Genomic DNA, 25,216 nt, shown 5'->3' with positions numbered 1-25,216 from the left:
GTTTTCCTCGACAGCAACTTTAAATCGCGCCCGGCGATCTTTAACGTCACAAAGCGGCGAGACATAGGGTGGTATTATTACTCAGGTAAATAAAAAAAGGGGTAACCACGAGAGATGAAAAACGCAGGCGTTCATCCATCCGGTCCCCCCTCTTTTCCAGGCAGGATTATTCCTCGCTGAATAAATCGCCACCGTGCATGTCGATCATTTCCAGCGCTTTGCCGCCGCCACGGGCGACGCAAGTCAGTGGATCTTCTGCTACCACGACCGGAATGCCCGTTTCTTCCATTAGCAGCCGATCCAGGTTACGCAACAACGCACCGCCACCGGTTAACACCATACCACGTTCGGAAATATCGGAAGCCAGCTCTGGCGGACACTGTTCCAGCGCCGCCATGACCGCGCTGACGATACCGGTTAACGGTTCTTGCAGCGCCTCCAGAATTTCGTTGGAGTTCAACGTAAAACCACGCGGCACACCTTCAGCCAGATTACGACCCCGGACTTCAATCTCCAGCACTTCATCGCCGGGATATGCGGAACCAATTTCATGCTTAATACGTTCTGCCGTCGCTTCACCGATCAGTGAACCGTAGTTACGACGCACGTAGTTGATGATCGCTTCATCAAAGCGGTCACCGCCAATACGGACAGAAGAGGAATACACCACACCGTTCAACGAGATCACCGCGACTTCCGTGGTGCCACCACCAATATCCACTACCATGGAACCTGTGGCTTCGGATACCGGCATGCCAGCACCGATCGCAGCCGCCATCGGCTCTTCAATCAGGAATACTTCACGGGCGCCCGCACCCAGTGCAGATTCACGAATCGCACGACGCTCAACCTGTGTCGCCCCGACCGGAACACACACCAGCACACGGGGACTCGGACGCATAAAGCTGTCGCTATGCACTTGTTTGATAAAGTGCTGCAACATTTTTTCCGTGACCTGGAAGTCGGCAATAACGCCGTCTTTCATCGGGCGAATCGCCACAATATTTCCCGGTGTTCTGCCCAGCATCTGTTTTGCATCGTGGCCTACTGCCGCCACACTTTTTGGGGAACCGGCACGATCCTGACGAATCGCCACCACAGAAGGTTCATTCAATATGATGCCCTGCCCTTTTACATAAATCAGGGTATTGGCTGTACCCAGGTCGATGGACAAGTCGTTAGAAAACATGCCACGAAATTTCTTAAACATAACTAAAGGATAATCCTGCAAGCTGGGGGCGAAAAATAAATCCGCCTACTTTACCAACCACGCGAAACAGCGACAAGGCACGAATAAGCTCTGCTTCGGTGAAAAATAGGCCTGCGTTGCGCACGTCGGCGTCAGGAAGAAAACACGGCATGTCTTTTTCCTAAGCGGCAAGGCATCTTACCGCTGGCCATCCAACAGCATCGCGCGAACACAAGACATAAAATCTAACATTTAATCGGATCGCCGCTATCGTAAGCACACACTAACCGATTTAACAACCGCCTCATTCTACGTCAATTTACCCGGCACGTTTATATTAAACACGACGCCGCGGTGAATATTTTTTCAGCGCATCCGTAACAGGGACTGATGGAGCAAAAAAATCGCCTTGCCCACCATATACTCCCTTGTCCAACAACGTGCGCCACTCTTCTTTGGTTCGTACGCCGGCGGCAAATACCCGCGTTGACGTCCCTTTACAGGCTTCAGTCAGACTTTGTACAAAAAGCTGATTTTCCGGGCGACGGTCAAGGCTACGCACTAAACCGGGGTGGAGCTTAATAATCTCCACGGGAAGTGACTTGATATACGCGGTACTGACCAGCGTCAACCCAGCTTGTGTAACCGCCAGACGACAGCCAAATCCCAGGATGTCATTGAGAACCGGACGTAGGCGACCGATATATTGACAAATATCAGCCTCTGCAAGTTCAAATAAAATGCACTGCCGCCGCATTTTCGGACATTGCAGTAAAGCACCTTTTAGCCAACGCAGAAACGATTTCTGCAAAAGCGAGTCCACGCTGAGGGGGAGCGCCAGTGTTTCTCCAGGCCAGCTCGCCGACAGATCTATTATTCGCGTGACAAGCTGCCTATCATAATTGGTCGCCAACCCCAGTTGTTGAACCAGTGGCATATATTCCGCGGCGAGCAATTCCTGTTCACCGTCGTAAATCCGACTCATGATTTCACGATGATGTACCACATTCGCTTTGGTAACCGCGGGCTTTTGGTATAACCGCGGACCACCACGCGCTAACGTCTGTTCCAGCAATGTCCGCCATTTCACGCTGCCACGGCTTTTGTCAGGAACCTGTCTGTCAAATACGCACCAGTTATTTTCGCCCCTCAGCACCGCGTTGCGCGTCGCATCTTCCACACTTTCCATTATTTGTTCGGCACTTTGCCCGCTGTGATAAGCGCAGATACCAATATGAAGGACCGATTCCCGATCGATTAATGGGCATGTAGGAAGAATATCGAGCGCCTTCACCAACTGCGAGGCTATCGCATCGGCTTCCTTTAACGTACGGTGGGGAAGTAAGACGGTAAAATCGCTGCTAAAATAACGCGCCAGCAGCGCGGAAGGATAACGCATGACAAACGTCGATAAGAGATTGACCAACGTAAAGCGATATTCCTGAAGTGCGCAACTATCGCCGTGTATTTCCTGTAAGGTTTCAAAATCAGGCACCCGGATCATCATCACGACGCCGTGCGTCCTAACCTCTTCTCCTTCTTCTAATTCTAACTGCGTAGTAAGTTGATTATCAAAAAACAGGCGATTACTTAGCCCCGTCTCAGCATCCTGCGCAGCAAAAGCGCGAATCAAGGTATCGACTCGCCCACGTTCTTCCCGCGCGTCCACGAGATCAGACAGCAATTGATCGAGCGCTCCACTGACATTGACCGGCCATTCATGAACCGAACCGCGCATCACCGATTCTCGTTCGCCTCTAAGAATGCGCTGAGCACGCTTTTCTAACGCCGCCTGTCCGGCGAACTGACGGCGTAGCCAGCGGGTAGAAAAATACAACATCACCAACAGCAACCCCGCCGCTGGCAGTATTGAAAGCATTGAGATAGTGAAACGCGGTAACCCCGTCAACGGATCGACATACTTTAAAGTAATCGTTGTGTTGAGATGCTGCATCAATGGAAATTCCACCTCGTGATAGAGGTGCATGCGGCTCTTATCGGCTTCAGGCAAATACATCGAATAGAGGATCGAATCGTTATCTTGAATTGCCAGGGTGACAATACCTGCCGTTTTCATCATCCCCGGAAGCCAATACTGGATATTTTCGGGCGACTGAACTAACAGCGCTTGATCGACGCTGGTCGTGACCTCGCGCAACATTTGCTCAACCCGTAACTGGCTATAGTAGCGGAGGCTAATCATGCTACTGAACAACATCAGGAAAAGGGAACACAATGTCAGCAATACGATGAGTGTCGAGAATCTGGTCGTCAATCCCATCCTTGCATCCTATTCCAAATCATTATTATTTCTGCGATTTTGTTGTTTTCTATCAGTTTGCATAAGCTAGCAACATAGTACCTTCAACAACCAACCGAATTGTCATCAGCAATAATACTGTCACGAACACAGCGTTGCTGTAAAAACTACAGAGTAACCTGTAATAACTATAGTCACTAAATACGCCCTATTTCTATCATTCTACGACAGGAGATGCCCATGCAGGCTTTAGTTCTAGAACAGTCAGATGGACAAACGCATGCCCAGATCCGTGAAATTAACGCGGAGCAACTTCCCGCCGGAGATGTGACCGTCGATATCAGTTGGTCCAGCATTAATTATAAGGATGCGCTTGCCATTACCGGCAAGGGAAAAATTATTCGTCACTTCCCGATGGTTCCTGGGATCGACTTTGCTGGCACCGTGAACCATAGCGATAGCGAGCGCTTTACCGTCGGCCAGTCCGTGATCCTGACCGGTTGGGGCGTGGGGGAAAATCACTGGGGGGGATTGGCGCAACAGGCTCGTGTAAAAAGCGATTGGCTGGTTCCACTCCCCGCCTTGTTGGATGCACGTAAAGCCATGATCATTGGTACCGCTGGCTTCACCGCTATGCTGTGTGTCATGGCGCTGGAGGAAGGAGGCATTACGCCGGAAAGCGGCGATATTATTGTGACTGGCGCCAGCGGCGGCGTTGGGAGCACGGCGATCGCCCTGCTTGCCGCGCTAGGTTATCAGGTTACGGCCGTCAGCGGTCGGTCTGACAATGCCGATTATTTGAAAAAATTGGGCGCTAAACACGTATTGCAACGCAGCGAATTTAGCGAGGCCCCTCGCCCACTGGAGAAACAACGCTGGGCTGGCGCGATTGATACCGTCGGCGATAATGTCCTGGCGACGCTGCTGGCGCAGATGAACTACAACGCGACGGTGGCCGCCTGCGGTCTGGCGGGTGGGATTGCGCTACCAACCACCGTGATGCCGTTTATCTTACGTAATGTCCGCTTGCAAGGTGTAGATTCCGTTATGGCACCGCTGGCTCGCCGCCAGCAGGCATGGGAGCGTCTGGCTACCATTCTGCCAGAGTCGTTTTACCAGCACGTCACGCAGGAAATAGGGCTGGAAGACGTCCCTGCCACTGCCGCTGCGCTGCTGGAAAATAAAGTTACTGGCCGCACGCTGGTGAAAATCAGCTAACACCTTTCGTTGACGTATCAATTTGCGGAACGAAAACGGTGATAATGGAATAGAAGAGCAAAGCGTCCGCGACAGGGGACAACGTTGTCAGGAACGCCTTTGAACGTCGCTTGCGACGGCCCTGAAAGGGTGAATCTCAGGGATGAGATTCATATCTGCGCGGCTCTAGCGTACATGGATGTATTTACAGCATCTTTACGATCTATCCCTCACCTATCCCTCACCACATTATCAATAATCTTGAGCGCTGTTACACCTTGCAAAAAAGTATTTCATCTCTCCCATCGCGGTTTCTACCGCACTTCATCTATAACTAAACGACCGATAAGTATTTATAACGTCAGGTTACATTAACAATAAAAATGACTGTTGGGAGTTCACATGCATAAACATCGCAAGCTTACGGGAGCCGACGTTACGCCGGAATCTCTCTTTTACCAGCGTCGTCGCGTTCTAAAAGCGCTGGGGATTTCCGCTGCCGCGCTCTCACTGCCGTTTTCTGCACAGGCCGATCTGCTGGCCTGGTTTAAAGGCGCCGATAAACCTAAAGCACCACCGGGTAAACCGCTCACGTTTAGCCAACCTGCCGACTGGAAGCTTGATTTGCCGCTCACGCCGGAAGATAAGGTTACCGGCTATAACAATTTCTATGAGTTTGGGCTGGATAAAGCGGATCCGGCGGCCAATGCTGGCGGGTTAAAAACCGCAGGCTGGACCATTAAGATAGACGGCGATGTCGCCAAACCGCTCACGCTGGATATTGACGATTTGCTCAAACGTTTTCCATTGGAAGAGCGGATCTATCGTTTCCGCTGCGTCGAAGCGTGGTCGATGGTGATCCCGTGGGTCGGGTTTGAGCTGTCCAAACTGATTAAATTTGCTGAACCCACCAGCAACGCACGCTACGTGGCATTTCAGACGCTTTACGATCCAGAGCAAATGCCAGGGCAAAAAGATCGCTTCACGGGCGGTGGGCTGGATTATCCCTATGTTGAAGGGCTGCGACTGGATGAGGCAATGCACCCCTTAGCGCTACTGGCCGTCGGCGTTTACGGCAAGACGTTACCACCGCAGAATGGCGCGCCTATTCGGTTAGTCACACCATGGAAATATGGCTTCAAAAGCATCAAATCCATCGTACATATTCGGTTCACTCGTGAACGCCCGCCCTGCACCTGGAATCTGGCAGCGCCGGATGAGTATGGCTTCTATGCCAATGTTAACCCTCATGTGGATCACCCTCGTTGGTCGCAGGCGACAGAGCGTGTCATCGGTTCAGGCGGTTTACTTAACGTTGAGCGTCAACCGACATTGTTGTTTAACGGCTATGCCGAACAGGTCGCCTCGCTGTATCGCGGTTTGAATCTGCGCGATAACTTCTAGCCCATTACACTTTGTCAGGATAGGAATCGACATCAGCATGAGACTGACACTACAACATATTAATCGGTTAAAATTGTTACTCCATTTGGCTGGCTTTTTGCCGTTACTGTGGCTGATATTATCGGTCGATCAAGGATGGTTCAGCGCCGACCCGGCCAAAGATATTCAGCACTTTACCGGCAGAATGGCACTGAAATTACTGCTGGCAACGCTGTTAGTCTCGCCACTCGCACGTTACGGTAAACAGCCGCTGCTTATTCGCTGTCGTCGCCTCCTCGGCCTGTGGTGTTTTTTCTGGGCAACGTTACACCTGGTAAGCTATGCGCTGCTGGAGTTGGGCCTGAGCCACTTAACGCTGCTAGGTAAGGAACTGTTATTCCGGCCCTATTTGACGTTGGGTATCGTAAGCTGGCTGATTTTACTGACGCTAGCGATAACCTCGCCGCAGATAATGATGCGCAAGCTGGGCGCTCAATGGCAAAAATTGCATAATTTCGTCTACTTAGTCGCCATTCTTGCGCCTATCCACTATCTTTGGTCGGTTAAAATACTGTCTCCACAGCCCATTTTGTATGCGTTGGCTGCGCTAATATTGTTGCTGTTTCGTTATAAAAAATTTCGTCAATGGCGGCGCTAATCGCCGCGCTAGCATGAGGAGAATCGCTTACAGGCGACACGTCGAGTCACTTCGCCTCCCGCTGCTGGCGGGAATATCTCCACAGATAACACCAGTATTTGACTGCGAATTGCTGCGATATGGTTATAATGCACGGCTTAAATTTTTGGGTCGGACAATTTTCACCCGAAAGGTGACAAACGAATCGCTTCGCGCTATTTTGTGCGGCACCTAGTCAATCGCGGAAGATAGCAGCACAATGGCAGAAAAATTTCACATTTTGCTCTTGAACGGCCCAAACCTAAATCTGCTAGGAACCCGGGAGCCCGACAAATACGGTAAGACGACGTTAGCAGACATTGTTAGCGAGCTGGAAATACAGGCTCGCGCACTGAATGTAAAATTTTCCCATCTGCAATCCAATGCGGAGCATGTTCTGATCGATGCCCTTCATCAGGCCAGAGGAAATACCGACTTCGTTCTGATTAACCCGGCGGCGTTTACGCACACCAGCGTAGCGTTGCGCGATGCTCTGCTGGCGGTCTCGATTCCGTTTATCGAAATTCACCTGTCCAACGTGCATGCACGGGAGCCTTTTCGCCATCATTCCTATCTCTCAGATATTGCTGAGGGAGTGATATGTGGTTTGGGGGCAGAAGGATATCAGTATGCTTTACAGGCAGCGGTAAAACGCCTGTCAACTTCCAATTAAACAAAAGAGTACGGAACCACATCCATGGATATTCGTAAAATCAAAAAACTGATCGAACTGGTTGAAGAGTCCGGCATCGCCGAACTGGAAATCTCTGAAGGTGAAGAGTCAGTACGTATCAGTCGTGCGCCCGCAGCGGTTAATTACCCAATGATGCAACAGGCCTACGCCTCGCCAATGATGCAGCCGCAGCCTGCTCTGGCTACCGCCGTCGCACCCGCACCAGTGGACGCGCCCGCTGCGTCGACTGCCGCCATTAGTGGCCACATTGTCCGCTCTCCAATGGTTGGAACCTTCTATCGCACTCCAAGCCCGGATGCCAAAGCGTTCGTGGAAGTGGGTCAGCACGTCAACGTGGGCGATACCCTGTGCATCGTCGAAGCCATGAAAATGATGAACCAGATCGAAGCCGACAAAGCGGGCGTGGTAAAAGCCGTCCTGGTTGAAAACGGCCAACCGGTTGAATTTGACGAGCCATTGGTTGTCATCGAATAACGAGGCTTATCATGCTAGATAAAATCGTTATCGCTAACCGCGGAGAGATTGCGCTACGTATTTTGCGTGCCTGCAAAGAACTGGGCATCAAAACCGTCGCCGTTCACTCCAGTGCGGATCGCGATTTAAAACACGTATTGCTGGCGGACGAGACCGTGTGTATCGGTCCCGCGCCGTCAACCAAAAGCTACTTGAATATTCCAGCGATTATTTCCGCGGCGGAAATTACCGGGGCCGTAGCGATCCACCCTGGTTACGGTTTCCTGTCCGAAAACGCGGATTTTGCTGAGCAGGTTGAACGCTCCGGCTTCACGTTTATCGGGCCGCGCGCAGAAACTATTCGCCTGATGGGCGACAAGGTATCCGCCATCAATGCCATGAAGAAAGCGGGCGTACCTTGCGTACCGGGTTCTGATGGGCCATTAGACGGCGACATGGAAAAAAACCGCGCCTTTGCCAAGCGCATAGGCTACCCGGTTATCATCAAAGCCTCCGGCGGCGGCGGCGGTCGTGGGATGCGCGTCGTGCGCAGCGACAAAGAGCTGGAACAATCCATCAACATGACGCGAGCGGAGGCCAAAGCGGCCTTCAATAACGACATGGTTTACATGGAAAAATACCTGGAAAACCCACGCCACGTGGAAGTACAGGTGCTGGCTGACGGCCAGGGCAACGCCATCTATCTGGCCGAGCGTGACTGCTCCATGCAGCGCCGCCATCAAAAGGTCGTGGAAGAAGCGCCAGCACCAGGTATTACCGACAAACTACGTCGTAATATCGGCGAGCGCTGCGCTAAAGCCTGTATCGATATCAACTATCGTGGCGCGGGAACGTTCGAATTCCTGTACGAAGACGGTGAGTTCTACTTCATTGAAATGAACACGCGTATTCAGGTGGAACATCCGGTCACGGAGATGATCACCGGCGTGGATCTGATCAAAGAACAGTTACGCATCGCCGCCGGCCAACCACTGTCCATCAAGCAGAAAGATATCGTCGTTCGCGGCCATGCGGTGGAATGTCGAATCAATGCGGAAGATCCAAACTCATTTCTGCCGAGCCCCGGTAAAATCACCCGCTTTCACGCGCCGGGCGGCTTCGGTGTCCGTTGGGAATCGCATATTTACGCCGGTTATACCGTGCCACCGTATTACGATTCCATGATCGGTAAGCTAATCACCTACGGCGAAACCCGCGAAATCGCCATCTCTCGTATGAAGAACGCGCTGGCTGAACTGATTATCGATGGCATCAAAACCAATATCGAACTTCAGATGAAGATCATGAGCGATGAGAATTTCCAGAAAGGTGGCACCAACATCCACTATCTGGAAAAGAAACTTGGCTTGCAGTAAGCGTTGCGCAATCAAGTCAAAAGGCCAGCATTTGCTGGCCTTTGTCATGAGTACTTTCATTCTTTAGTTTTGGTATCGCATTCAATATCTTAGTTTATTGATTAATTTTACGTACTCGTCATCGTTATGTAGGATATGACGATATTTCTCCTCCAGGAATGTCAGGATAATATCCCGGTAGAAGAAATCCCGAAATACATCGACCAACTGTGTAGACTGGGTAGCAATAGCGTGCCAATCCACCCCTTCGGTAATAGCAAATATCACTTCTGCGCCGTCGACGACGATATTCTGAAACTTTTTCAGCCCAGTCTGACTTTCAAGTGGTACAAAGTTACTGAGATTACGTAAAGTCGATTCCATTTCGCCAACTACATGCGCTTCCACTTGAACACCTTGCCGTTCTTTTTCTTCCAGCAACGGTTGATAGACAAGAAAAATCTCTTTCCACGTGGAGATATTGATAGTCTTTTGCGCGTTCTCAATTAATGCCAAGCTATAGGCGTAAATAGATTCCTCCGTCGCAAGATTCCAAACCTTATCATCGGGGGCGATCTTTTTCTTTTTAATCTGTTTTAACTGTTCAATATCAGCCTGAAATTTCAACGTCAGTTTTTTTATGACCTGCTCAACGGACACCGCTTTATAAACTTTTTTCTTCTCAATCACCGAATCAAGCAAAATACCTTTATCCAATAAGCGGGAGATCACTTCATATACTTTAGCTTTCGGTACTCCGGATAATTTAGCAACAGCCGATGCTTCAACAGGGCTCGCCGCGGAAAGCACTGCTTCATACACTTGGCTCTCATATTGTGAAAATCCAAATTTCTCTAGCAAGATGTCACCCAATTAAGCGAAGAACTATATGAAGTTATTATACCTTATTGTGGTTTCTTGCGGAACGCCTTTCCTATGGTTACTATCGCGGTAGTAACTATAAAGCATGCGAAAAATAAAACACCAGTGCGGTCTGTAACAGACTACGGCTATCAAATGATAACCAAGAAAAAGGTCTGAGAATCTATAAAAATGGCAAGGTTACCGGAGTGTCATAATATGGCTATTGAACAACACAGTATTAACTATATCCCCGAATCAGATCGTTACGGGAAACCAAAGGATTTGTTCGCCGTCTGGTTCGGCGCGAACCTGAACCTGACGACCATCGTCACTGGGGCGGTACTGGTGATGATAGGGCTAAACCTCTTTTGGAGCATTGCGGCAATCCTCCTAGGCAATGCGATCGGCACTATTTTCGTCGCGTCGCATTCCGTCCAAGGGCCACGCCTGGGTATACCACAGATGATTCAGAGTCGTGCACAATTTGGCGTACTTGGTGCAATCATTCCTATGATTTTCGTCATGTTCGTTTACTTAGGTTTCGGCGTGGCAAATACATTGCTGATTAGCCAGACGCTAAATAATGTCCTGCCGCTCTCTTCTACCTGGGTCATTATTCTCTTTACCTTTATTTCCATCTTTATCGCTATTTATGGCTACCGACTGATTCACTTCACGCAAAAATGGCTGTCGATCAGCGCATTTATCGTGCTTGGTGTCGCTACAATAATGGCTTTCAGTCAGCCTCTACCGGAATCAGCCTGGGATATCAGGGCATTAGACCTTACATTGTTCGTTTCAGCCGTTGGCATTATCGCTACCTATGTGCTGGCCATGGCACCCTATGTTGCCGACTATTCCCGTTACCTCCCCTCAGGCGTCTCGTCCGCAAAAGTCTTTTGGTTTACCTATGGTGGCCTGACTACCTCCGGCATTTGGATGATGACGATTGGCGCGACGCTTGCCGTTATCTTTCCGGGTTTCTCCGATAATGCGGGCGGCAAAATGGCAGAGATGTTCCAAGGCTACAGTTGGCTTATGTATATCCTGATTGCCTATGGTTTGTTTGCCATCAATGTCTTTAATTTTTACGGTGCGTTTATGTCGGTCGTGACATCTATTCAACCGTTCAACAATCTGAAAGTCACTCCGCGCATAAGAACTATTATTTTTGGTGCAATTCTAGCGATCAATATTGTTCTAAGCCTCTTAGGCGGCGAGAGCAATTTTATGACGTTATTTATCAACTTTATTTATTTCATGAGTTATTTTCTGATCCCATGGACGGCAATTAATCTACTGGACTTCTTCGTTCTGCGTAAAGGTGAATATCATATTGAGGATATTTTTGATGTTCATGGCCGCTATGGGAAATATAATAAAATTACTCTTTTTGCCTTCCTGATAGCCATCATCGCTGAAATTCCGTTTATCAATTCGACTTTTTATGTCGGCCCGGTAGCAAAAATGTTAGATGGCGCGGATATGGCCTGGCTTGTCGGTATCGTGGCCGCACTGGTGCTGTATTACTTCCCGATGAAAAATTATCAAAACGCCTACGTTAGACAGAAAGCCTAATAACCAGACAGGATCTTTACCGATGAAAACTACTGTAATTACCAATGTTGTCATTTTTACGGTTGATAGCCGGGACACGGTTATCAGAAACGGGACGGTGATCGTTCAGAATGGCCTCATCGCCGCTGTCGGCAGTAAGGAGGCGATCCCTCTCCCCACCGATGCCGACGAAATCATCGACGGACGGGGACAAATGGCGTTACTACCGGGTCTGATTGATTCGCATAACCACTCCAGCCTGATGCGCGGTGTGGCAGAGGATTTACGTCTGACCGACTGGTTGCCTATTTACGATCTCGAACACCGGGCCTGTAACGAAGAGGACGCCTACCACGCCGCCAGGCTAACCTATCTGGAATGTTTGAAGAACGGGACCACCACCATTCTGGATATGTACCGTTTTATGCATCGTAGCGCCGAAGCCGCCGGTGAGCTTGGACTGCGGGTTCATTTGGCGCCTTATGCTGCAGACATTAAGCCATACGATTTCTTCGAGAGTACCAAAGCGAACGAAAAACTCATTAACACGCATCATATGAGCCAAAACGGTCGGATCCGCGTATGGATGGGTCTGGAAAACCTGTATTACTGTAGCGCAGACATGTACAAAGCCGCGCTCCAAGCCCAGAAAGAGTTCGGTATCGGCATTCATACGCACGGTTGCGAGCAGGAAGAAGAAGAACTCTCGATCATCCGCACCTTTGGTCGATCGACCATTGATATGCTGGAGCAGCGGGGAATTCTAGGTGAAAAGACGCTGCTGGCTCACTGTGTGTGGGTAAACGATGACGATATCAAGAAGATGGCCGCTACAGGCACCAACCTTGCGCATTGCGCCATTTCGGCCGCTAAATTGGGCTGTGGGGTCGCTCGCATTCCAAAAATGTTAAACGAAGGGGTTAATGTCTCGATCGGATCCGATGGTGTTATTGACAACAACAGCATGGATCTGTTTCAAGAAATGAAATTCGCCTCTCTAATACAAAAAGCGACGCAACACGACGCCTCGATTATGGGAGCGAAGCAAATGCTGCGCATGGCCACCATCAACGGCGCGAAATCACTGAATATGGAAAACGAAATTGGCTCGATTGAAACGGGCAAGCACGCCGATATGATTCTGGTAAATTTCTTCAAGCCAAACCTTCAGCCCGTTTTCTGGAACGAACAGGAAGAAACTAACCTGCTGTGGAATCTGGTATTTTCAGCCAAGGGCGAGAATGTCGACACGGTCATGGTTCAGGGCGATATTCTGGTACGCCACGGCGTCATTACCAAAGCGAGCGAAACGGATATCATGCTGACAGCACAGAAACAAGGGGAAGACTGGATGCGCCGACGGGAACAATGTAAACCGGGAGCGGCGGCATAACAGCGCAGCACTAAGGTTATTCGCTAGCTCTACTAGTTTGGGCGCCTTATGTTACGGATTGAATCCACCTCACCTCCCAATAGCGAACGCTATGGCATCCTCGCTCTATAAGGTGAGAATGTCATAGCGTAATTCTTACTAGTCAATTGGCCCACATGCCGTAAAATTCCCGCTTTCGTTATCACAACGCTCATAACAATACCTATGCTCCCATTTACGGTGGAGAAGAACATGGATACACGCTTTCCTCAGGCGCACAAAGAAGCCCGCTGGGCTTTTGGCCTGACGCTAGTTTATTTAGTGGCTTGGGGGCTTGCCGCCTATTTGCCAGACAACACACAAGGGATAACCGGCCTTCCACACTGGTTTGAGATGGCCTGCCTGCTACTGCCGCTGGTGTTTACGCTACTGTGCTGGCTGATGGTGCGCGTCATTTTCCGCGATATCTCACTGGAGAGTGACGATGCAAATTGAAATTTTATTACCGCTGATTGGCTATCTGCTGCTGGTCTTCGGGCTGTCGGTCTATGCGTACCGTCGCCGTCAGGCGGGCAATTTTCTTAACGAGTATTTCCTCGGCGGCCGTTCAATGGGCGGTTTTGTGCTGGCGATGACGCTGATCGGCACTTACGTCAGCGCCAGCTCCTTTATCGGCGGGCCGGGTGCCGCATATAAATACGGACTGGGATGGGTACTGCTGTCGATGATCCAGCTTCCCACCATGCTGCTGTCGTTGGGCATTCTGGGAAAAAAATTCGCCATTCTGGCGCGGCGCTACAACGCCATTACGCTCAATGACATGCTGTACGCCCGCTACAACAGCCCGCTATTGGTGTGGTTCGCCAGTATCAGCCTGCTGGTCGCGTTTATCGGCGCAATGGCCGTGCAGTTCATCGGTGGCGCGCGTCTGCTGGAAACCGCAGCGAATATCCCTTACGACATCGGCCTGCTGATTTTCGGCGTGACTATTGCGCTGTACACCACGTTTGGCGGCTTCCGCGCCAGCGTGCTCAATGATGCGATGCAGGGCATCGTGATGTTGATCGGCACCGTCATCCTGCTGGTCGGCGTTATCTATGCCGCTGGCGGTTTGCACAGCGCGGTGGATAAGCTACAACAGATCGACCCAATGCTGGTCTCTCCACAAGGTAGCGGCGGTGTACTGTCGATGCCGTTTATGGCCTCATTCTGGGTGCTGGTCTGCTTCGGCGTTATCGGCCTGCCGAACACCGCCGTCCGCTGTATCTCTTATCGTGATAGCAAAGCGCTACACCGCGGAATTATTATCGGTACCATCGTCATTGGCATTCTGATGCTCGGCATGCATCTGGCGGGGGCGCTGGGCCGCGCCGTGATGCCAAATCTGACGATTCCCGATCGGGTTTTACCCGCGCTGATGGTGACCGTGCTACCGCCGCTGGCCGCTGGGATCTTTCTCGCTGCGCCAATGGCCGCTATCATGTCCAACATTAATGCGCATTTGCTTCAGGCCTCCGCGACGATCGTTAAAGATCTCTATCTTAGTGTACGTCCAGAGCGGATCCATAATGAGCGTCATATCAAAACCCTGTCCAGTATGACCACATTGCTGCTGGGGCTGTTGGTGCTACTGGCTTCCTTACGGCCACCAGATATGATCATCTGGCTAAACCTGTTGGCGTTTGGCGGGCTGGAAGCCGTGTTCCTGTGGCCGCTGGTGCTGGGCCTGTACTGGGAGCGCGCCAATGCCGCAGGTGCGCTTAGCGCCATGTTTAGCGGGGCGATTTGCTATACCTTACTGGCCAGTTTCAATCTTCAACTGGCCGGATATCACCCGATTGTGCCATCGCTGTTACTCAGCCTGATGGCGTTTATGATTGGCAACCGCTTTGGTCATAACCCACCCGCGCCGGCTGCCGCTTCATCTTCACTTTAAATGTAATCGAGACTGCTATGCCGTGGATTCAACTGAAAATAAACACCTCAGGAAATGTGGCTGAACAACTGGGTGACGCCATGATAGAAAGCGGTGCGGTATCCGTTACGTTTCAGGATACACACGACACCCCGGTGTTCGAACCGCTGCCGGGCGAAACCCGCCTGTGGGGCGATACCGACGCGATTGCGCTGTACGATGCCGAAACCGACATGGATGCGGTTATCGCCATGCTGGAGCAAGAGCCGCTGCTAGGCGTCGGTTTTAAACACAAAATCGAACAATTGGAAGACAAAGACTGGGAACGCGAATGGATGGATAACTTCCACCCGATGCAATTCGGCAAACGTCTGTGGATTTGCCCAAGCTGGCGTGAAATTCCTGACCCGAACGCCGTCAACGTGATGCTCGATCCTGGTCTGGCGTTTGGCACTGGCACTCACCCAACCACCGCGCTGTGCCTGCAATGGCTCGACGGGCTGGATCTGGAAGGGAAAACTATCATCGATTTCGGTTGCGGCTCCGGCATTCTGGCCATCGCAGCCTTGAAACTGGGTGCCGCGCGCGCCATCGGGATTGATATCGACCCGCAGGCGATTCAGGCCAGCCGCGACAACGCACAGCGTAACGGCGTTTCCGAGCGTCTTGAACTTTACCTGCCAAAAGACCAGCCTGCCGACCTGTCTGCCGATGTCGTCGTCGCCAACATCCTTGCTGGCCCACTGCGCGAGCTGGCACCGCTGATTAGTGATTTACCTAAAGCGAGTGGTTACCTCGGCCTATCCGGCGTACTGGCGACGCAGGCCGACGGCGTCGCAGAAGCGTACGCAGACAAGTTTACGCTCGATCCAGTGGCTGAACGCGAAGAGTGGTGTCGCATTACCGGAGTAAGAAAATCCATTTAGATATTGATTAAGTGCAGTTCATGGGGCATTTTGCGCTACCCGTAGACATCGATTCGCCACCAATCGCTTGAACAGAGACATTTGGTAGCAGATTCATTGAGATGTTTTTACTGCCATAGCATAGAATGCTTTTGAACAAAAAATACATAATGTATTGTTATGTCTAGATAAATTAGATTTTCCAGCCTATAAGGTTCACTTTTGTCGGTAAGTTAGGTGCAAATTGGTCAAAGTTTGGCCTTTCATATACCGTAAAAAATGCGTAATATACGCGCCCTTGCAGGCACAGTATGGTCAATTTTTGTCTATGCACATTGGACAATTCCAGCTTACCAATCGTTTGATAGCAGCCCCGATGGCTGGTATTAGCGATCGCCCATTTAGAGCACTCTGTCATGCGATGGGCGCTGGAATGACCGTGTCTGAAATGCTTTCTTCCAATCCGGAAGTCTGGCGTTCAGACAAGTCGCGTTTGCGAAGGGTTCATAGTGATGAACCGGGTATCAGAGCCGTGCAGATTGCCGGTTGTGACCCTGATGAGATGGCGGCGGCAGCAAGAATCAATGCCGATTACGGCGCACAAATCATTGACATCAACATGGGCTGCCCAGCGAAGAAGGTTAACCGTAAGATGGCAGGATCTGCGTTATTGCAGTATCCGGATTTGGTCGAACAAATCCTCTCTGCGGTCGTGAAAGCGGTAGACGTACCGGTGACACTAAAGATCCGTACCGGTTGGGCACCAGAGCACCGCAACTGTGTAGAAATTGCCAAATTGGCTGAAGACTGTGGCATTCAAGCGTTAACTATTCACGGGCGCACGCGTGCGTGCTTGTTCAATGGTTCCGCCGAATACGACAGCATTCGGGCAGTTAAGCAGGCCGTTTCCATTCCTATTATTGCGAATGGCGACATTACAGACCCGCATAAAGCCAGAGCGGTTCTTGACTACACCGGGGCTGACGCCCTGATGATAGGACGAGCCGCTCAGGGAAGACCCTGGATCTTTCGGGAAATCCAGCATTATCTGGACACCGGGGAGTTGCTAGCGCCAATGCCACTGGCAGAGGTCAAGCGCTTGCTGATCGAGCATATACGGGAATTGCACGACTTTTATGGTCCAGGCAAGGGATTTCGTATCGCTCGTAAGCACGTATCCTGGTATTTGCAGGAGCATGCCCCAAACGACCAGTTTAGGCGCACATTCAACGCCATAGAGGATGCCAGCGAGCAGCTGGAGGCGTTGAAGGCATATTTTGAAAATCTTGCGTAAACAGAAAAAGAGCTGACAGAACTATGTTCGAACAACGCGTGAATTCTGACGTACTGACCGTTTCCACTGTAAACTCTCAGGCTCAGGTAACCCAAAAACCCCTGCGCGACTCGGTTAAACAGGCACTGAAGAACTATTTTGCTCAATTGAACGGTCAGGATGTAAGTGACCTGTATGAGCTGGTACTGGCTGAAGTTGAACAGCCACTGTTGGACATGGTGATGCAATATACACGCGGCAATCAAACCCGCGCGGCCCTGATGATGGGCATCAACCGTGGTACTTTGCGTAAGAAATTGAAAAAATACGGCATGAACTAATCAAAATTCATAACCGATTGTTTTTAAAGACGCTTGCCAGAAATGGCAGGCGTTTTTTTATAATGTTTATACAGATGTTTATACATGGAGTGCTGAACGACACTAAAAGCACAAAAACAAAAAAGGCCGCTTTCGCAGCCTTGCTAACGTGGGGGGTTACTTCAATGAACTCAGCTCTTTTTGAAAATCTTCGCTTAACCGCCCTTTGTGTTTGACCACAACATCACGCAGGAGGGCTAACGATGTTGTAATCGCTGACTGTGGCGTTTCCTCGTTTTTAAACGCGTGATTACAGGTTGCCGTTTTATGCCCTTCCAGTACCAGTTGCAGAAGCTCATCCGCCAGCGCGGGGCTGTCGCCAATGACCAGCGTAGCGGGCCTCGGTAATGATCTAATCGTTGGCTGGAAGTTCATCTTACGCCTCTGTACAACGGCTATGCCGCGATTTGGTTGGTCTGTCTGAAAGACAGTGAAGAGATAATATTCACGCGAGCATTACTCTTGATCGACACCAGAGCTGTCACAGACAGGATCCTCCCGAAACATCCAATACCTGTCCTGTCACCCAGCGCCCCTCCGCAGAGGCAAGAAACACTGCCATCGCAGCGATATCATCCGGCTGGCCGATGCGGGAAAACACGGAGTATCGTGCTGCCCGTTCGCGGATATCAGCGTCGGATAGCATATCCTTCACCATTTCTGTCTCTGTAACACCAGGGGCAATAGCATTAACAGTGATGTCTCGGGCGCCGAATTCCGGTGCCAGAGAGAGGGTCAACACATTAATCGCGCCTTTCGAAGCAGCATATACCGCGCGATTAGACGCGGCTATGCGGGTGCGAGCAGAAGAAACATTGATAATGCTTCCTCCCGGTCGCATCCTTTGCCCTGCCGCTTGAATCAGAAAGAAGGGGGCCGTGACATTAATTGCCATAACCCTGTCATACAGTTCATCAGACGTCTCACTAACGGTCGCCAAAGGTGATATCCCTGCGTTGTTCACCAGAATATCCAAACCGCTATTGGTATCGTCTAATACTTGCCTGAATTGTGCCCAGAGTGCTCGGCTACTCTGCTTGGGGTTGAGCGAAAAATCTGCAGGTATGACGACGACCTGCGCGCCAAGCTGGCGTACTTGGTTAGCCGTTTCTTGCGCAGCCTCAGAATCGTCGACATCATGGATACCAATTAATGCGGCCCCTTCAGCGGCAAACCGTTCCACTATCGCTTTTCCAATCCCACGAGCACTGCCTGTTACCAACGCTGTTTTACCTTTTAATCTGCCGTAGCTTTCCATCTCTACTCTCCAAGGTAACAATCAGGAACCTAAATATATTCTGACCCATGCTATATCACTACGCCAAACACAATAACGTTATGTAAGGAGAGCGGATGAGCAACTCATCATCGTGATACATGTAGAAGCAGAATGCTGCCAATACGATTAAATCCCGCTTTGCAGATTGAGGAAAATCAGTCTCGCGCTATGATCATGCTATAGATTCATATCACGGCTGCTTATTACGAAGAAGCTTTAATCTGACAACGTTATTCACTTCTGCTATAAATCATCACTCAACGTGATTTATAAATAGATGTGTTGTCGCGTAGATTCATTATTAACAATAAGTTATAAGCACATCGCTGCATATCACTCACAGGACTTCATAATGAAAAAAATACGTTTTGCTTTATTGACCAGTGCCTTGCTTGCTACCAGCGTATTCGCTCATGCCGATGACCTTAGCGCCATCAAGTCTGCAGGCGTAATCAAGTTCGGTACAGAAGGAACCTACGCGCCTTACACCTATCATGATAAGTCAGGCCAACTGGTTGGTTTCGATGTGGATATTGGCCGTGCGGTGGCAGAAAAACTTGGCGTGAAAGCCCAATTCATTGAAGGGCGCTGGGACGGGTTAATCGCGGGTATTGATGCCAAGCGCTACGATGCCGTCATCAATCAGGTTGGCGTAACCAAAGAGCGTCAGGCCAAGTATGACTTTTCTAAGCCGTATATTGATTCCAAGGCGGTGCTCATTGTCCGTGGTGATAACACCACCATCAAAGATTTCAGCGATCTGAAAGGTAAAAAAGCGGCTCAGAGCCTAACCAGCAATTACTCTAAGCAAGCCACCCGCTACGGTGCAGACATTGTGCCAACGGACGGTTTTAACCAGTCTCTGGAGTTGGTGCTCAGCGGCCGTGCCGACGCTACGTTAAACGACAACCTGTCATTCCTGGACTTCAAAAAGCAAAAACCGGATGCCAACGTGAAGATTGCGGCAACCTCAAAAGATGGTGAACCTTCCGCGATTCTGGTGCGTAAAAATCAGGCTCCACTGGTGGAGGCATTGAATAAAGCTCTGGATGAAATTAAAGCTGACGGCACCTATAAAACGATATCTGTGCGATACTTCGGAGAGGATGTTTCTCAATAATCGCACGGTTATCAGAGTGCGCTGTCATCGTTATGATGGTCACCAGCGCACGCTGTGATTAGCGCATACCGTTATCGGAGCTCGTTTTCATGCCGCCTTGGCTACAACTCATGGCAGACTCCTTCTGGAGTCTGCTTTCTGCGGGACTTAAATTTACTGTCCCGCTGGCGATTCTGTCTTTCATCTTTGGCTTAGCCCTCGGCATTATCATCGCGCTGGTTCGCCTTTATGGCCCCAAGCCGCTGAAATGGCTGGGTGATTTCTATGTTTGGGTTATCCGTGGTACGCCGTTACTGGTTCAGCTTTTCCTGATTTTTTATGGGCTACCCAGCGCGGGCATTACCTTGGATGCATTTCCAGCGGCACTTATTGGTTTCACCGTCAGTGTGGGAGCCTATAGTTCGGAGATCGTCCGTGGGGCAATCTTATCTGTCCCGAAAGGCCAATGGAGCGCCGCCTATTCTCTCGGCATGAACGGCAGACAGGCGATTCGTTGGGTCATTTTCCCCCAATCCGTTTTTGTGTCGCTGCCGCCGCTTTCCAATACGTTTATTTCCTTAATCAAGGACACGTCGCTGGCTGCAGTGATCACCGTGCCGGAGATGTTCTTATCCGCTCAGCGCATCGTTTCCGTGACCTATGAACCCTTGATTCTGTATGTCGAGGCTGCGCTGATTTACCTGATGTTTAGCACCGTGCTAAGTCAGCTACAGGTGAAACTCGAAAAGTATTATCAGCGTCACATCACGCACTAACGCCTCCCACATCAGCCCACGCCGTCCGCTGGGCTAATGACATTATCGCATTCCCGGGTTCCCCCAACTTAACAGGCAAACCTGAAGATGCCCCACGATCTTCATTTTGACGCACCAAAATAGGGCGCATCAACCTCTTTGCATTTGTCACGGTGCGAACATACCCAATTAGAATTACCCACTTAGATCAACAGTAACCCACTTTATTCTTCATTATCAATAAAATAGAAAACTGGCATTTTATTTGCTTTGCTCTGTTCACGTCGGCATACCGACTGACAGGTATGGTGCAGCTCATTGTGCACCGCAACACAACTGTGTACTGCAACAACAGCAGATAACTCTGGACGCTGGGATAATTATGAAAAGAATAGTGATTTCTACTCTGGTTGCTGGCGCATCTATTTTTGCCGCTATCAACCAAGCTCATGCTGGTACGACACTTGATGCCATTCAGAAGAAAGGATTTGTTCAATGCGGTATCAGCGATGGTTTACCAGGTTTTTCCTATGCGGACGCTAGCGGTAAATATTCCGGGATTGATGTTGACGTGTGCCGCGGGCTTGCTGCCGCTGTATTCGGCGATGCCAATAAGGTCAAATACACGCCGCTCACGGCAAAAGAACGCTTTACAGCACTGCAATCCGGCGAAGTGGATGTACTATCGCGCAACACCACTTGGACTTCCTCTCGTGACGGCGGCATGGGCATGCTCTTTACCGGCGTGACCTACTACGACGGTATCGGCTTCTTGACGCATAACAAAGCGGGCTTAAGTAGCGCAAAAGAGTTGGATGGCGCGACCGTTTGTATTCAGGCTGGTACCGATACTGAACTTAACGTCGCTGATTACTTCAAAACCCATAAAATGCAGTACACCCCCGTTACATTCGACCGCTCTGACGAAAGTGCCAAAGCACTGGAGTCTGGCCGTTGCGATACGCTGGCATCAGACCAGTCACAACTGTATGCGCTGCGCATCAAGCTAAGTAAACCCGCTGAGTTCATTGTGTTGCCAGAGGTGATATCTAAAGAGCCTTTGGGGCCGGTAGTGCGCCGTGGTGATGAAGAGTGGTTCTCTATCGTGCGTTGGACGCTCTTCGCCATGCTGAATGCCGAAGAGATGGGCGTGACCTCGAAAAACGTCGATCAGTTGGCTGCTAAACCGACTACACCTGATATGTCTCACCTGCTCGGTCATGAAGGCAGTTATGGTAAAGATCTCAAATTACCAAATGATTGGGCATTCAATATCATCAAACAGGTCGGTAATTACGGCGAGATCTTTGAGCGCAATGTCGGTATGGGCAGCGAACTAAAAATTAAGCGCGGCCTGAACGAATTGTGGAACAAAGGTGGGATCCAGTACGCGCCGGCGGTACGTTAATCCTCAGAAGAAACCGGGCGCAGCCTATTCTGCGCCCCTCAGTGCTTGTATCGAGGTTTCAGCATGCTACAACGCCCAACCGTAAAAAGTGGTTTATCACTGACTAATCCAGCGGTGCGCGCCTGGCTTTATCAAATTGTCGTCGTTATTGCAGTATTGGCCACCGCAGCCTACTTAATCCACAATACGGTGATCAATCTGGCACAAAGGGGCATAACCTCTGGGTTCGATTTTCTTAATAAAAGCGCGGGCTTTGGCATCGTCCAACACCTTATTGATTATCAACAGGGCGATACCTACGCTCGCGTTTTTCTTGTTGGGTTATTCAACACGCTTTTAGTCTCAGCATTATGCATCATATTTGCTTCTATTCTCGGTTTTACGATCGGTCTTGCTCGACTATCGGATAACTGGCTATTACGCAAGATATCTACTATTTATATTGAGATATTTCGTAATATCCCACCGTTATTGCAGATCTTCTTCTGGTACTTTGCCGTACTACGTAACCTGCCAGGGCCACGCCAGTCGCTTAGTGCATTTGATGCCGTATTCCTTAGTAACCGCGGTTTTTATCTCCCCTCTCCCGAAATAGGCCCGGGAGCAGTGGCGTTCTTTGTTTCCCTACTCATCACGTCAATGGTGACATGGGTTTTCTTCCGGCGTAATCGGCGTTATCAAGCGTTAACGGGACAACTACGCAGAACCTGGCCATTGACGTTAGGTCTTCTGCTGGTGCTTTGCACTCTCAGCCATCTTATTTTTGGCCGTGCTTTTCATTGGGATATACCCGAATTAAAAGGGTTTAATTTCCGTGGCGGTATGGTGTTGATCCCTGAACTGGCCGCATTGACGATTGCGCTTTCGGTCTATACCTCGTCGTTTATCGCTGAAATTATTCGTTCAGGGATTCAGTCGGTTTCACTGGGTCAACACGAAGCGGCGCGTTCTCTCGGTTTGCCAAACCCCGTTACGCTGCGCAAGGTTATCCTCCCACAGGCGCTACGCGTCATCATTCCTCCGCTGACCAGCCAGTATCTGAATATTGTGAAGAACTCGTCGTTGGCCGCAGCGATTGGCTACCCCGATATGGTGTCACTCTTTGCAGGTACGGTACTCAATCAGACAGGTCAAGCCATTGAAACCATTGCAATTACGATGTCAGTCTACCTCATTATCAGTCTACTGATCTCGCTGCTGATGAATCTATATAACCGTAAGATTGCGTTAATCGAACGCTAGGAGGGCGTCATGACGATAAATCAGTGTACTCAAGGTCGTCTATCACCCCTAGGTAGGGCCACGCGATGGGCGCGTATTAACCTCTTTTCAAGTATCAGCAATAGCTTGTTAACGCTATTGTGTCTCTGGCTATTGTGGATCGCTTTGCCGCCGTTGCTTAACTGGGCGATCTTTCAAGCTAACTGGATAGGCACTACTCGCAGTGACTGTACACGTGATGGTGCCTGCTGGGTCTTCATTCATGCCAGATTCAGTCACTTTATGTACGGTTTATATCCAGCGGAAGAAGTTTGGCGTATCAACTTCGCGCTCGCTATCGGGTTGCTCAGTATTCTACCGATGTTCCTGAAAAGCATACCCCATCGCGGGCGCTACATCGCTGTCTGGGCAGTGGCTTATCCCCTCATCACCTGGTGGTTGCTCTACGGCGGTTTTGGCGGGCTCAGCCGAGTAGAAACGTATCAGTGGGGCGGGCTCACATTAACGCTGATTATCGCCGCGGTAGGTATTGCGGGTGCGTTGCCACTTGGCATATTGCTCGCATTAGGCCGACGCTCCACGTTACCGGTTATCCGTACGCTTTCCATCGTGTTTATTGAATTCTGGCGCGGTGTACCACTAATTACCGTACTTTTTATGTCGTCCGTAATGCTGCCTCTGTTTTTAACGGAAGGCACGACGATTGATAAGCTATTAAGAGCGCTAGTCGGCGTGATTTTATTCCAATCCGCTTATGTCGCCGAAGTCGTTCGCGGCGGTTTGCAGGCGCTACCTAAAGGGCAGTATGAAGCTGCTGAATCTCTGGGCTTAGGTTACTGGCGTATTCAGGGGTTGGTCATTCTTCCTCAAGCACTCAAAATGGTCATCCCGGGAATGGTGAATACCATCATTTCACTCTTTAAAGACACAAGTCTGGTGATCATCATCGGCCTTTTCGATTTGTTCAGTAGTATACAGCAGGCTACAGTCGATCCCACTTGGCTGGGGATGTCGACAGAAGGCTATGTCTTCGCCGCAATGGTCTATTGGATTTTCTGTTTCAGCATGTCGCGCTATAGCCAGCATCTGGAAAATCGTTTTAACACCGGACACCAGTCGCACTGAGGCCACCCATGAATCAGACTGCATTAACTCAATCACCCAATCACATGATTACCTTAGAAAATGTGAATAAGTGGTACGGGCAATTTCATGTGCTTAAGAATATTAATCTTCAGGTCAGACAAGGGGAACGTATTGTACTGTGCGGACCCTCCGGCTCGGGGAAATCAACCACCATACGCTGTATTAACCATCTCGAAGAACATCAGCAGGGTCGGATTGTTGTTGACGGCCTTGAGTTAAACAATGATTTACGCAATATTGAAAAAATCCGCACTGAAGTCGGCATGGTATTTCAGCATTTTAATCTTTTCCCACACTTAACCGTATTGCAAAACTGCACGTTGGCACCGTGCTGGGTAAGGCACATGCCGAAAAAGGCGGCAGAAGAATTGGCTATGCACTATTTGGAGCGCGTGCGTATCGCTGCGCATGCACATAAATATCCAGGCCAGCTGTCTGGAGGCCAGCAGCAACGTGTGGCCATCGCCCGCTCGCTATGCATGAAGCCCAAGATTATGTTGTTTGACGAACCGACATCCGCGTTAGATCCAGAAATGGTAAAAGAGGTTCTAGACACTATGCTAGGGTTAGCCCAGGATGGGATGACAATGCTCTGCGTAACGCACGAAATGGGGTTTGCAAGAACCGTGGCCGATCGCGTTATTTTTATGGATCAAGGGGAAATAGTGGAGCAAGCGTCTCCAGATATCTTCTTTTCCAGTCCTCGCTCAGAGCGCACGCAATCATTTTTGTCACAGATTCTGCACTAGTCCGAGACTTACCTGTATCGAATAAGAGGCGGAGGCAAGCTCGCCTCCCTCTTTCATGCGCCCGCCCAGTGTAAGCGCCAGTGATA

At 50.1% G+C, this 25,216-nt stretch carries 25 protein-coding genes; 19 read left to right on the top strand and 6 right to left on the bottom strand.

The features are described 5' to 3' along the window. Positions 1–166 precede the first annotated feature (166 nt). The 3 genes from mreB to csrD all read right to left on the bottom strand — a co-directional run bounded on the left by mreB (position 167) and on the right by csrD (position 3,470). Positions 167–1,210 (bottom strand): rod shape-determining protein MreB, encoded by a 1,044-nt coding sequence (mreB, locus tag RFN81_RS01110; RefSeq protein ID WP_264497417.1) that lies wholly within the window; start codon positions 1,208–1,210, stop codon positions 167–169. Further along, positions 1,203–1,361, bottom strand: a complete 159-nt coding sequence (locus tag RFN81_RS01105; protein WP_264497416.1) for a hypothetical protein — start codon at positions 1,359–1,361, stop codon at positions 1,203–1,205. Before RFN81_RS01105 ends, mreB begins: the two co-directional genes overlap by 8 nt. A 165-nt stretch (positions 1,362–1,526) precedes the next feature. Next, positions 1,527–3,470 (bottom strand): RNase E specificity factor CsrD, encoded by a 1,944-nt coding sequence (csrD, locus tag RFN81_RS01100; RefSeq protein WP_264497415.1) that lies wholly within the window; start codon positions 3,468–3,470, stop codon positions 1,527–1,529. Between the two features lie 219 nt (positions 3,471–3,689). Here csrD and RFN81_RS01095 point away from each other — a divergent pair, with 219 nt between their 5' ends. The 6 genes from RFN81_RS01095 to accC all read left to right on the top strand — a co-directional run bounded on the left by RFN81_RS01095 (position 3,690) and on the right by accC (position 9,228). Next, positions 3,690–4,667, top strand: a complete 978-nt coding sequence (locus RFN81_RS01095; RefSeq protein WP_264497414.1) for an MDR family oxidoreductase — start codon at positions 3,690–3,692, stop codon at positions 4,665–4,667. 381 nt (positions 4,668–5,048) lie between these two features. Next, on the top strand, positions 5,049–6,050 hold the full coding sequence (gene msrP / locus RFN81_RS01090) for a protein-methionine-sulfoxide reductase catalytic subunit MsrP (protein WP_264497413.1): 1,002 nt from the start codon (positions 5,049–5,051) through the stop codon (positions 6,048–6,050). Between the two features lie 37 nt (positions 6,051–6,087). Beyond that, on the top strand, positions 6,088–6,687 hold the full coding sequence (gene msrQ / locus RFN81_RS01085; RefSeq protein ID WP_264497412.1) for a protein-methionine-sulfoxide reductase heme-binding subunit MsrQ: 600 nt from the start codon (positions 6,088–6,090) through the stop codon (positions 6,685–6,687). 238 nt (positions 6,688–6,925) lie between these two features. Continuing rightward, a complete protein-coding gene (aroQ, locus tag RFN81_RS01080; protein WP_264497411.1) occupies positions 6,926–7,378 on the top strand; it encodes a type II 3-dehydroquinate dehydratase in 453 nt (150 codons plus the stop codon). A gap of 24 nt (positions 7,379–7,402) precedes the next feature. Further along, positions 7,403–7,873, top strand: coding sequence for an acetyl-CoA carboxylase biotin carboxyl carrier protein (accB, locus tag RFN81_RS01075; RefSeq protein ID WP_264497410.1), 471 nt, complete (start codon positions 7,403–7,405; stop codon positions 7,871–7,873). An 11-nt stretch (positions 7,874–7,884) separates the two neighbouring features. Continuing rightward, entirely contained in the window at positions 7,885–9,228 is a 1,344-nt protein-coding gene (accC, locus tag RFN81_RS01070; RefSeq protein ID WP_264497409.1) for an acetyl-CoA carboxylase biotin carboxylase subunit, read from the top strand. Positions 9,229–9,309: 81 nt separating this feature from the next. Here the strand turns inward: accC and RFN81_RS01065 are convergent, their stop codons facing one another. Then, a complete protein-coding gene (locus tag RFN81_RS01065) occupies positions 9,310–10,068 on the bottom strand; it encodes a TrmB family transcriptional regulator (protein ID WP_264497408.1) in 759 nt (252 codons plus the stop codon). Positions 10,069–10,287: 219 nt separating this feature from the next. Here RFN81_RS01065 and RFN81_RS01060 point away from each other — a divergent pair, with 219 nt between their 5' ends. The 7 genes from RFN81_RS01060 to fis all read left to right on the top strand — a co-directional run bounded on the left by RFN81_RS01060 (position 10,288) and on the right by fis (position 17,434). Further along, complete coding sequence (locus RFN81_RS01060; RefSeq protein ID WP_264497407.1) at positions 10,288–11,649, top strand: purine-cytosine permease family protein; 1,362 nt, start codon at positions 10,288–10,290, stop codon at positions 11,647–11,649. Between the two features lie 22 nt (positions 11,650–11,671). Next, positions 11,672–13,021: an amidohydrolase family protein gene (locus RFN81_RS01055; RefSeq protein ID WP_264497406.1), complete on the top strand. Its 1,350-nt coding sequence runs from the start codon at positions 11,672–11,674 to the stop codon at positions 13,019–13,021. Between the two features lie 231 nt (positions 13,022–13,252). Further along, positions 13,253–13,495, top strand: coding sequence for a YhdT family protein (locus RFN81_RS01050; RefSeq protein ID WP_264497405.1), 243 nt, complete (start codon positions 13,253–13,255; stop codon positions 13,493–13,495). Continuing rightward, entirely contained in the window at positions 13,485–14,936 is a 1,452-nt protein-coding gene (panF, locus tag RFN81_RS01045) for a sodium/pantothenate symporter (RefSeq protein WP_264497404.1), read from the top strand. Before RFN81_RS01050 ends, panF begins: the two co-directional genes overlap by 11 nt. 17 nt (positions 14,937–14,953) lie before the next feature. Continuing rightward, positions 14,954–15,841, top strand: coding sequence for a 50S ribosomal protein L11 methyltransferase (gene prmA / locus RFN81_RS01040; protein ID WP_264497403.1), 888 nt, complete (start codon positions 14,954–14,956; stop codon positions 15,839–15,841). Between the two features lie 307 nt (positions 15,842–16,148). Continuing rightward, positions 16,149–17,114, top strand: coding sequence for a tRNA dihydrouridine synthase DusB (gene dusB / locus RFN81_RS01035; protein ID WP_264498841.1), 966 nt, complete (start codon positions 16,149–16,151; stop codon positions 17,112–17,114). Between the two features lie 23 nt (positions 17,115–17,137). Beyond that, positions 17,138–17,434, top strand: a complete 297-nt coding sequence (fis, locus tag RFN81_RS01030; RefSeq protein ID WP_005975342.1) for a DNA-binding transcriptional regulator Fis — start codon at positions 17,138–17,140, stop codon at positions 17,432–17,434. 156 nt (positions 17,435–17,590) lie between these two features. Here the strand turns inward: fis and RFN81_RS18690 are convergent, their stop codons facing one another. Both RFN81_RS18690 and RFN81_RS01020 read right to left on the bottom strand, forming a co-directional pair. Beyond that, positions 17,591–17,848 (bottom strand): hypothetical protein, encoded by a 258-nt coding sequence (locus RFN81_RS18690; protein ID WP_378928887.1) that lies wholly within the window; start codon positions 17,846–17,848, stop codon positions 17,591–17,593. Positions 17,849–17,954: 106 nt separating this feature from the next. Then, positions 17,955–18,731 carry an SDR family NAD(P)-dependent oxidoreductase gene (locus tag RFN81_RS01020; RefSeq protein ID WP_264497402.1) on the bottom strand — a complete coding sequence of 259 codons (777 nt, stop codon included), beginning with the start codon at positions 18,729–18,731 and terminating at the stop codon, positions 17,955–17,957. Between the two features lie 373 nt (positions 18,732–19,104). Here RFN81_RS01020 and RFN81_RS01015 point away from each other — a divergent pair, with 373 nt between their 5' ends. From RFN81_RS01015 to RFN81_RS00990, 6 genes are all read left to right on the top strand, one after another. Next, entirely contained in the window at positions 19,105–19,872 is a 768-nt protein-coding gene (locus tag RFN81_RS01015) for an amino acid ABC transporter substrate-binding protein (RefSeq protein WP_264497401.1), read from the top strand. An 89-nt stretch (positions 19,873–19,961) separates the two neighbouring features. Then, the gene (locus RFN81_RS01010) at positions 19,962–20,627 is read left to right on the top strand and encodes an amino acid ABC transporter permease (RefSeq protein WP_264497400.1); all 666 of its coding nucleotides are present in this window, start codon (positions 19,962–19,964) and stop codon (positions 20,625–20,627) included. 361 nt (positions 20,628–20,988) lie between these two features. Continuing rightward, positions 20,989–22,014: an amino acid ABC transporter substrate-binding protein gene (locus RFN81_RS01005; RefSeq protein ID WP_264497399.1), complete on the top strand. Its 1,026-nt coding sequence runs from the start codon at positions 20,989–20,991 to the stop codon at positions 22,012–22,014. A gap of 63 nt (positions 22,015–22,077) precedes the next feature. Then, complete coding sequence (locus RFN81_RS01000; RefSeq protein WP_264497398.1) at positions 22,078–23,256, top strand: amino acid ABC transporter permease; 1,179 nt, start codon at positions 22,078–22,080, stop codon at positions 23,254–23,256. Between the two features lie 9 nt (positions 23,257–23,265). Further along, positions 23,266–24,360: an amino acid ABC transporter permease gene (locus tag RFN81_RS00995; protein ID WP_264497397.1), complete on the top strand. Its 1,095-nt coding sequence runs from the start codon at positions 23,266–23,268 to the stop codon at positions 24,358–24,360. An 8-nt stretch (positions 24,361–24,368) separates the two neighbouring features. Beyond that, positions 24,369–25,130 carry an amino acid ABC transporter ATP-binding protein gene (locus RFN81_RS00990; protein ID WP_264497396.1) on the top strand — a complete coding sequence of 254 codons (762 nt, stop codon included), beginning with the start codon at positions 24,369–24,371 and terminating at the stop codon, positions 25,128–25,130. Positions 25,131–25,216 lie beyond the last annotated feature (86 nt).

It is taken from the genome of Pectobacterium cacticida (assembly GCF_036885195.1).
GTDB lineage: Bacteria > Pseudomonadota > Gammaproteobacteria > Enterobacterales > Enterobacteriaceae > Pectobacterium > Pectobacterium cacticida.
Note: the sequence above shows the minus strand (reverse complement) of the source record. Positions and strands in the feature narration are given on the sequence as shown.

Bases quoted from the DNA above. Each gene is read 5' to 3' on its own strand.
- RFN81_RS18690 (WP_378928887.1), bottom strand. From the start codon at position 17,848: ATGAACTTCCAGCCAACGATTAGATCATTACCGAGGCCCGCTACGCTG.
- msrP (WP_264497413.1), top strand. From the start codon at position 5,049: ATGCATAAACATCGCAAGCTTACGGGAGCCGACGTTACGCCGGAATCT.
- RFN81_RS01050 (WP_264497405.1), top strand. From the start codon at position 13,253: ATGGATACACGCTTTCCTCAGGCGCACAAAGAAGCCCGCTGGGCTTTT.
- RFN81_RS01105 (WP_264497416.1), bottom strand. From the start codon at position 1,361: ATGCCGTGTTTTCTTCCTGACGCCGACGTGCGCAACGCAGGCCTATTT.
- fis (WP_005975342.1), top strand. From the start codon at position 17,138: ATGTTCGAACAACGCGTGAATTCTGACGTACTGACCGTTTCCACTGTA.
- RFN81_RS01015 (WP_264497401.1), top strand. From the start codon at position 19,105: ATGAAAAAAATACGTTTTGCTTTATTGACCAGTGCCTTGCTTGCTACC.
- prmA (WP_264497403.1), top strand. From the start codon at position 14,954: ATGCCGTGGATTCAACTGAAAATAAACACCTCAGGAAATGTGGCTGAA.
- dusB (WP_264498841.1), top strand. From the start codon at position 16,149: ATGCACATTGGACAATTCCAGCTTACCAATCGTTTGATAGCAGCCCCG.
- RFN81_RS01010 (WP_264497400.1), top strand. From the start codon at position 19,962: ATGCCGCCTTGGCTACAACTCATGGCAGACTCCTTCTGGAGTCTGCTT.
- RFN81_RS01000 (WP_264497398.1), top strand. From the start codon at position 22,078: ATGCTACAACGCCCAACCGTAAAAAGTGGTTTATCACTGACTAATCCA.
- RFN81_RS01020 (WP_264497402.1), bottom strand. From the start codon at position 18,731: ATGGAAAGCTACGGCAGATTAAAAGGTAAAACAGCGTTGGTAACAGGC.
- RFN81_RS00995 (WP_264497397.1), top strand. From the start codon at position 23,266: ATGACGATAAATCAGTGTACTCAAGGTCGTCTATCACCCCTAGGTAGG.
- RFN81_RS01095 (WP_264497414.1), top strand. From the start codon at position 3,690: ATGCAGGCTTTAGTTCTAGAACAGTCAGATGGACAAACGCATGCCCAG.
- aroQ (WP_264497411.1), top strand. From the start codon at position 6,926: ATGGCAGAAAAATTTCACATTTTGCTCTTGAACGGCCCAAACCTAAAT.
- accC (WP_264497409.1), top strand. From the start codon at position 7,885: ATGCTAGATAAAATCGTTATCGCTAACCGCGGAGAGATTGCGCTACGT.
- panF (WP_264497404.1), top strand. From the start codon at position 13,485: ATGCAAATTGAAATTTTATTACCGCTGATTGGCTATCTGCTGCTGGTC.
- RFN81_RS01060 (WP_264497407.1), top strand. From the start codon at position 10,288: ATGGCTATTGAACAACACAGTATTAACTATATCCCCGAATCAGATCGT.
- msrQ (WP_264497412.1), top strand. From the start codon at position 6,088: ATGAGACTGACACTACAACATATTAATCGGTTAAAATTGTTACTCCAT.
- RFN81_RS01055 (WP_264497406.1), top strand. From the start codon at position 11,672: ATGAAAACTACTGTAATTACCAATGTTGTCATTTTTACGGTTGATAGC.
- accB (WP_264497410.1), top strand. From the start codon at position 7,403: ATGGATATTCGTAAAATCAAAAAACTGATCGAACTGGTTGAAGAGTCC.
- RFN81_RS01005 (WP_264497399.1), top strand. From the start codon at position 20,989: ATGAAAAGAATAGTGATTTCTACTCTGGTTGCTGGCGCATCTATTTTT.
- csrD (WP_264497415.1), bottom strand. From the start codon at position 3,470: ATGGGATTGACGACCAGATTCTCGACACTCATCGTATTGCTGACATTG.
- mreB (WP_264497417.1), bottom strand. From the start codon at position 1,210: ATGTTTAAGAAATTTCGTGGCATGTTTTCTAACGACTTGTCCATCGAC.
- RFN81_RS00990 (WP_264497396.1), top strand. From the start codon at position 24,369: ATGAATCAGACTGCATTAACTCAATCACCCAATCACATGATTACCTTA.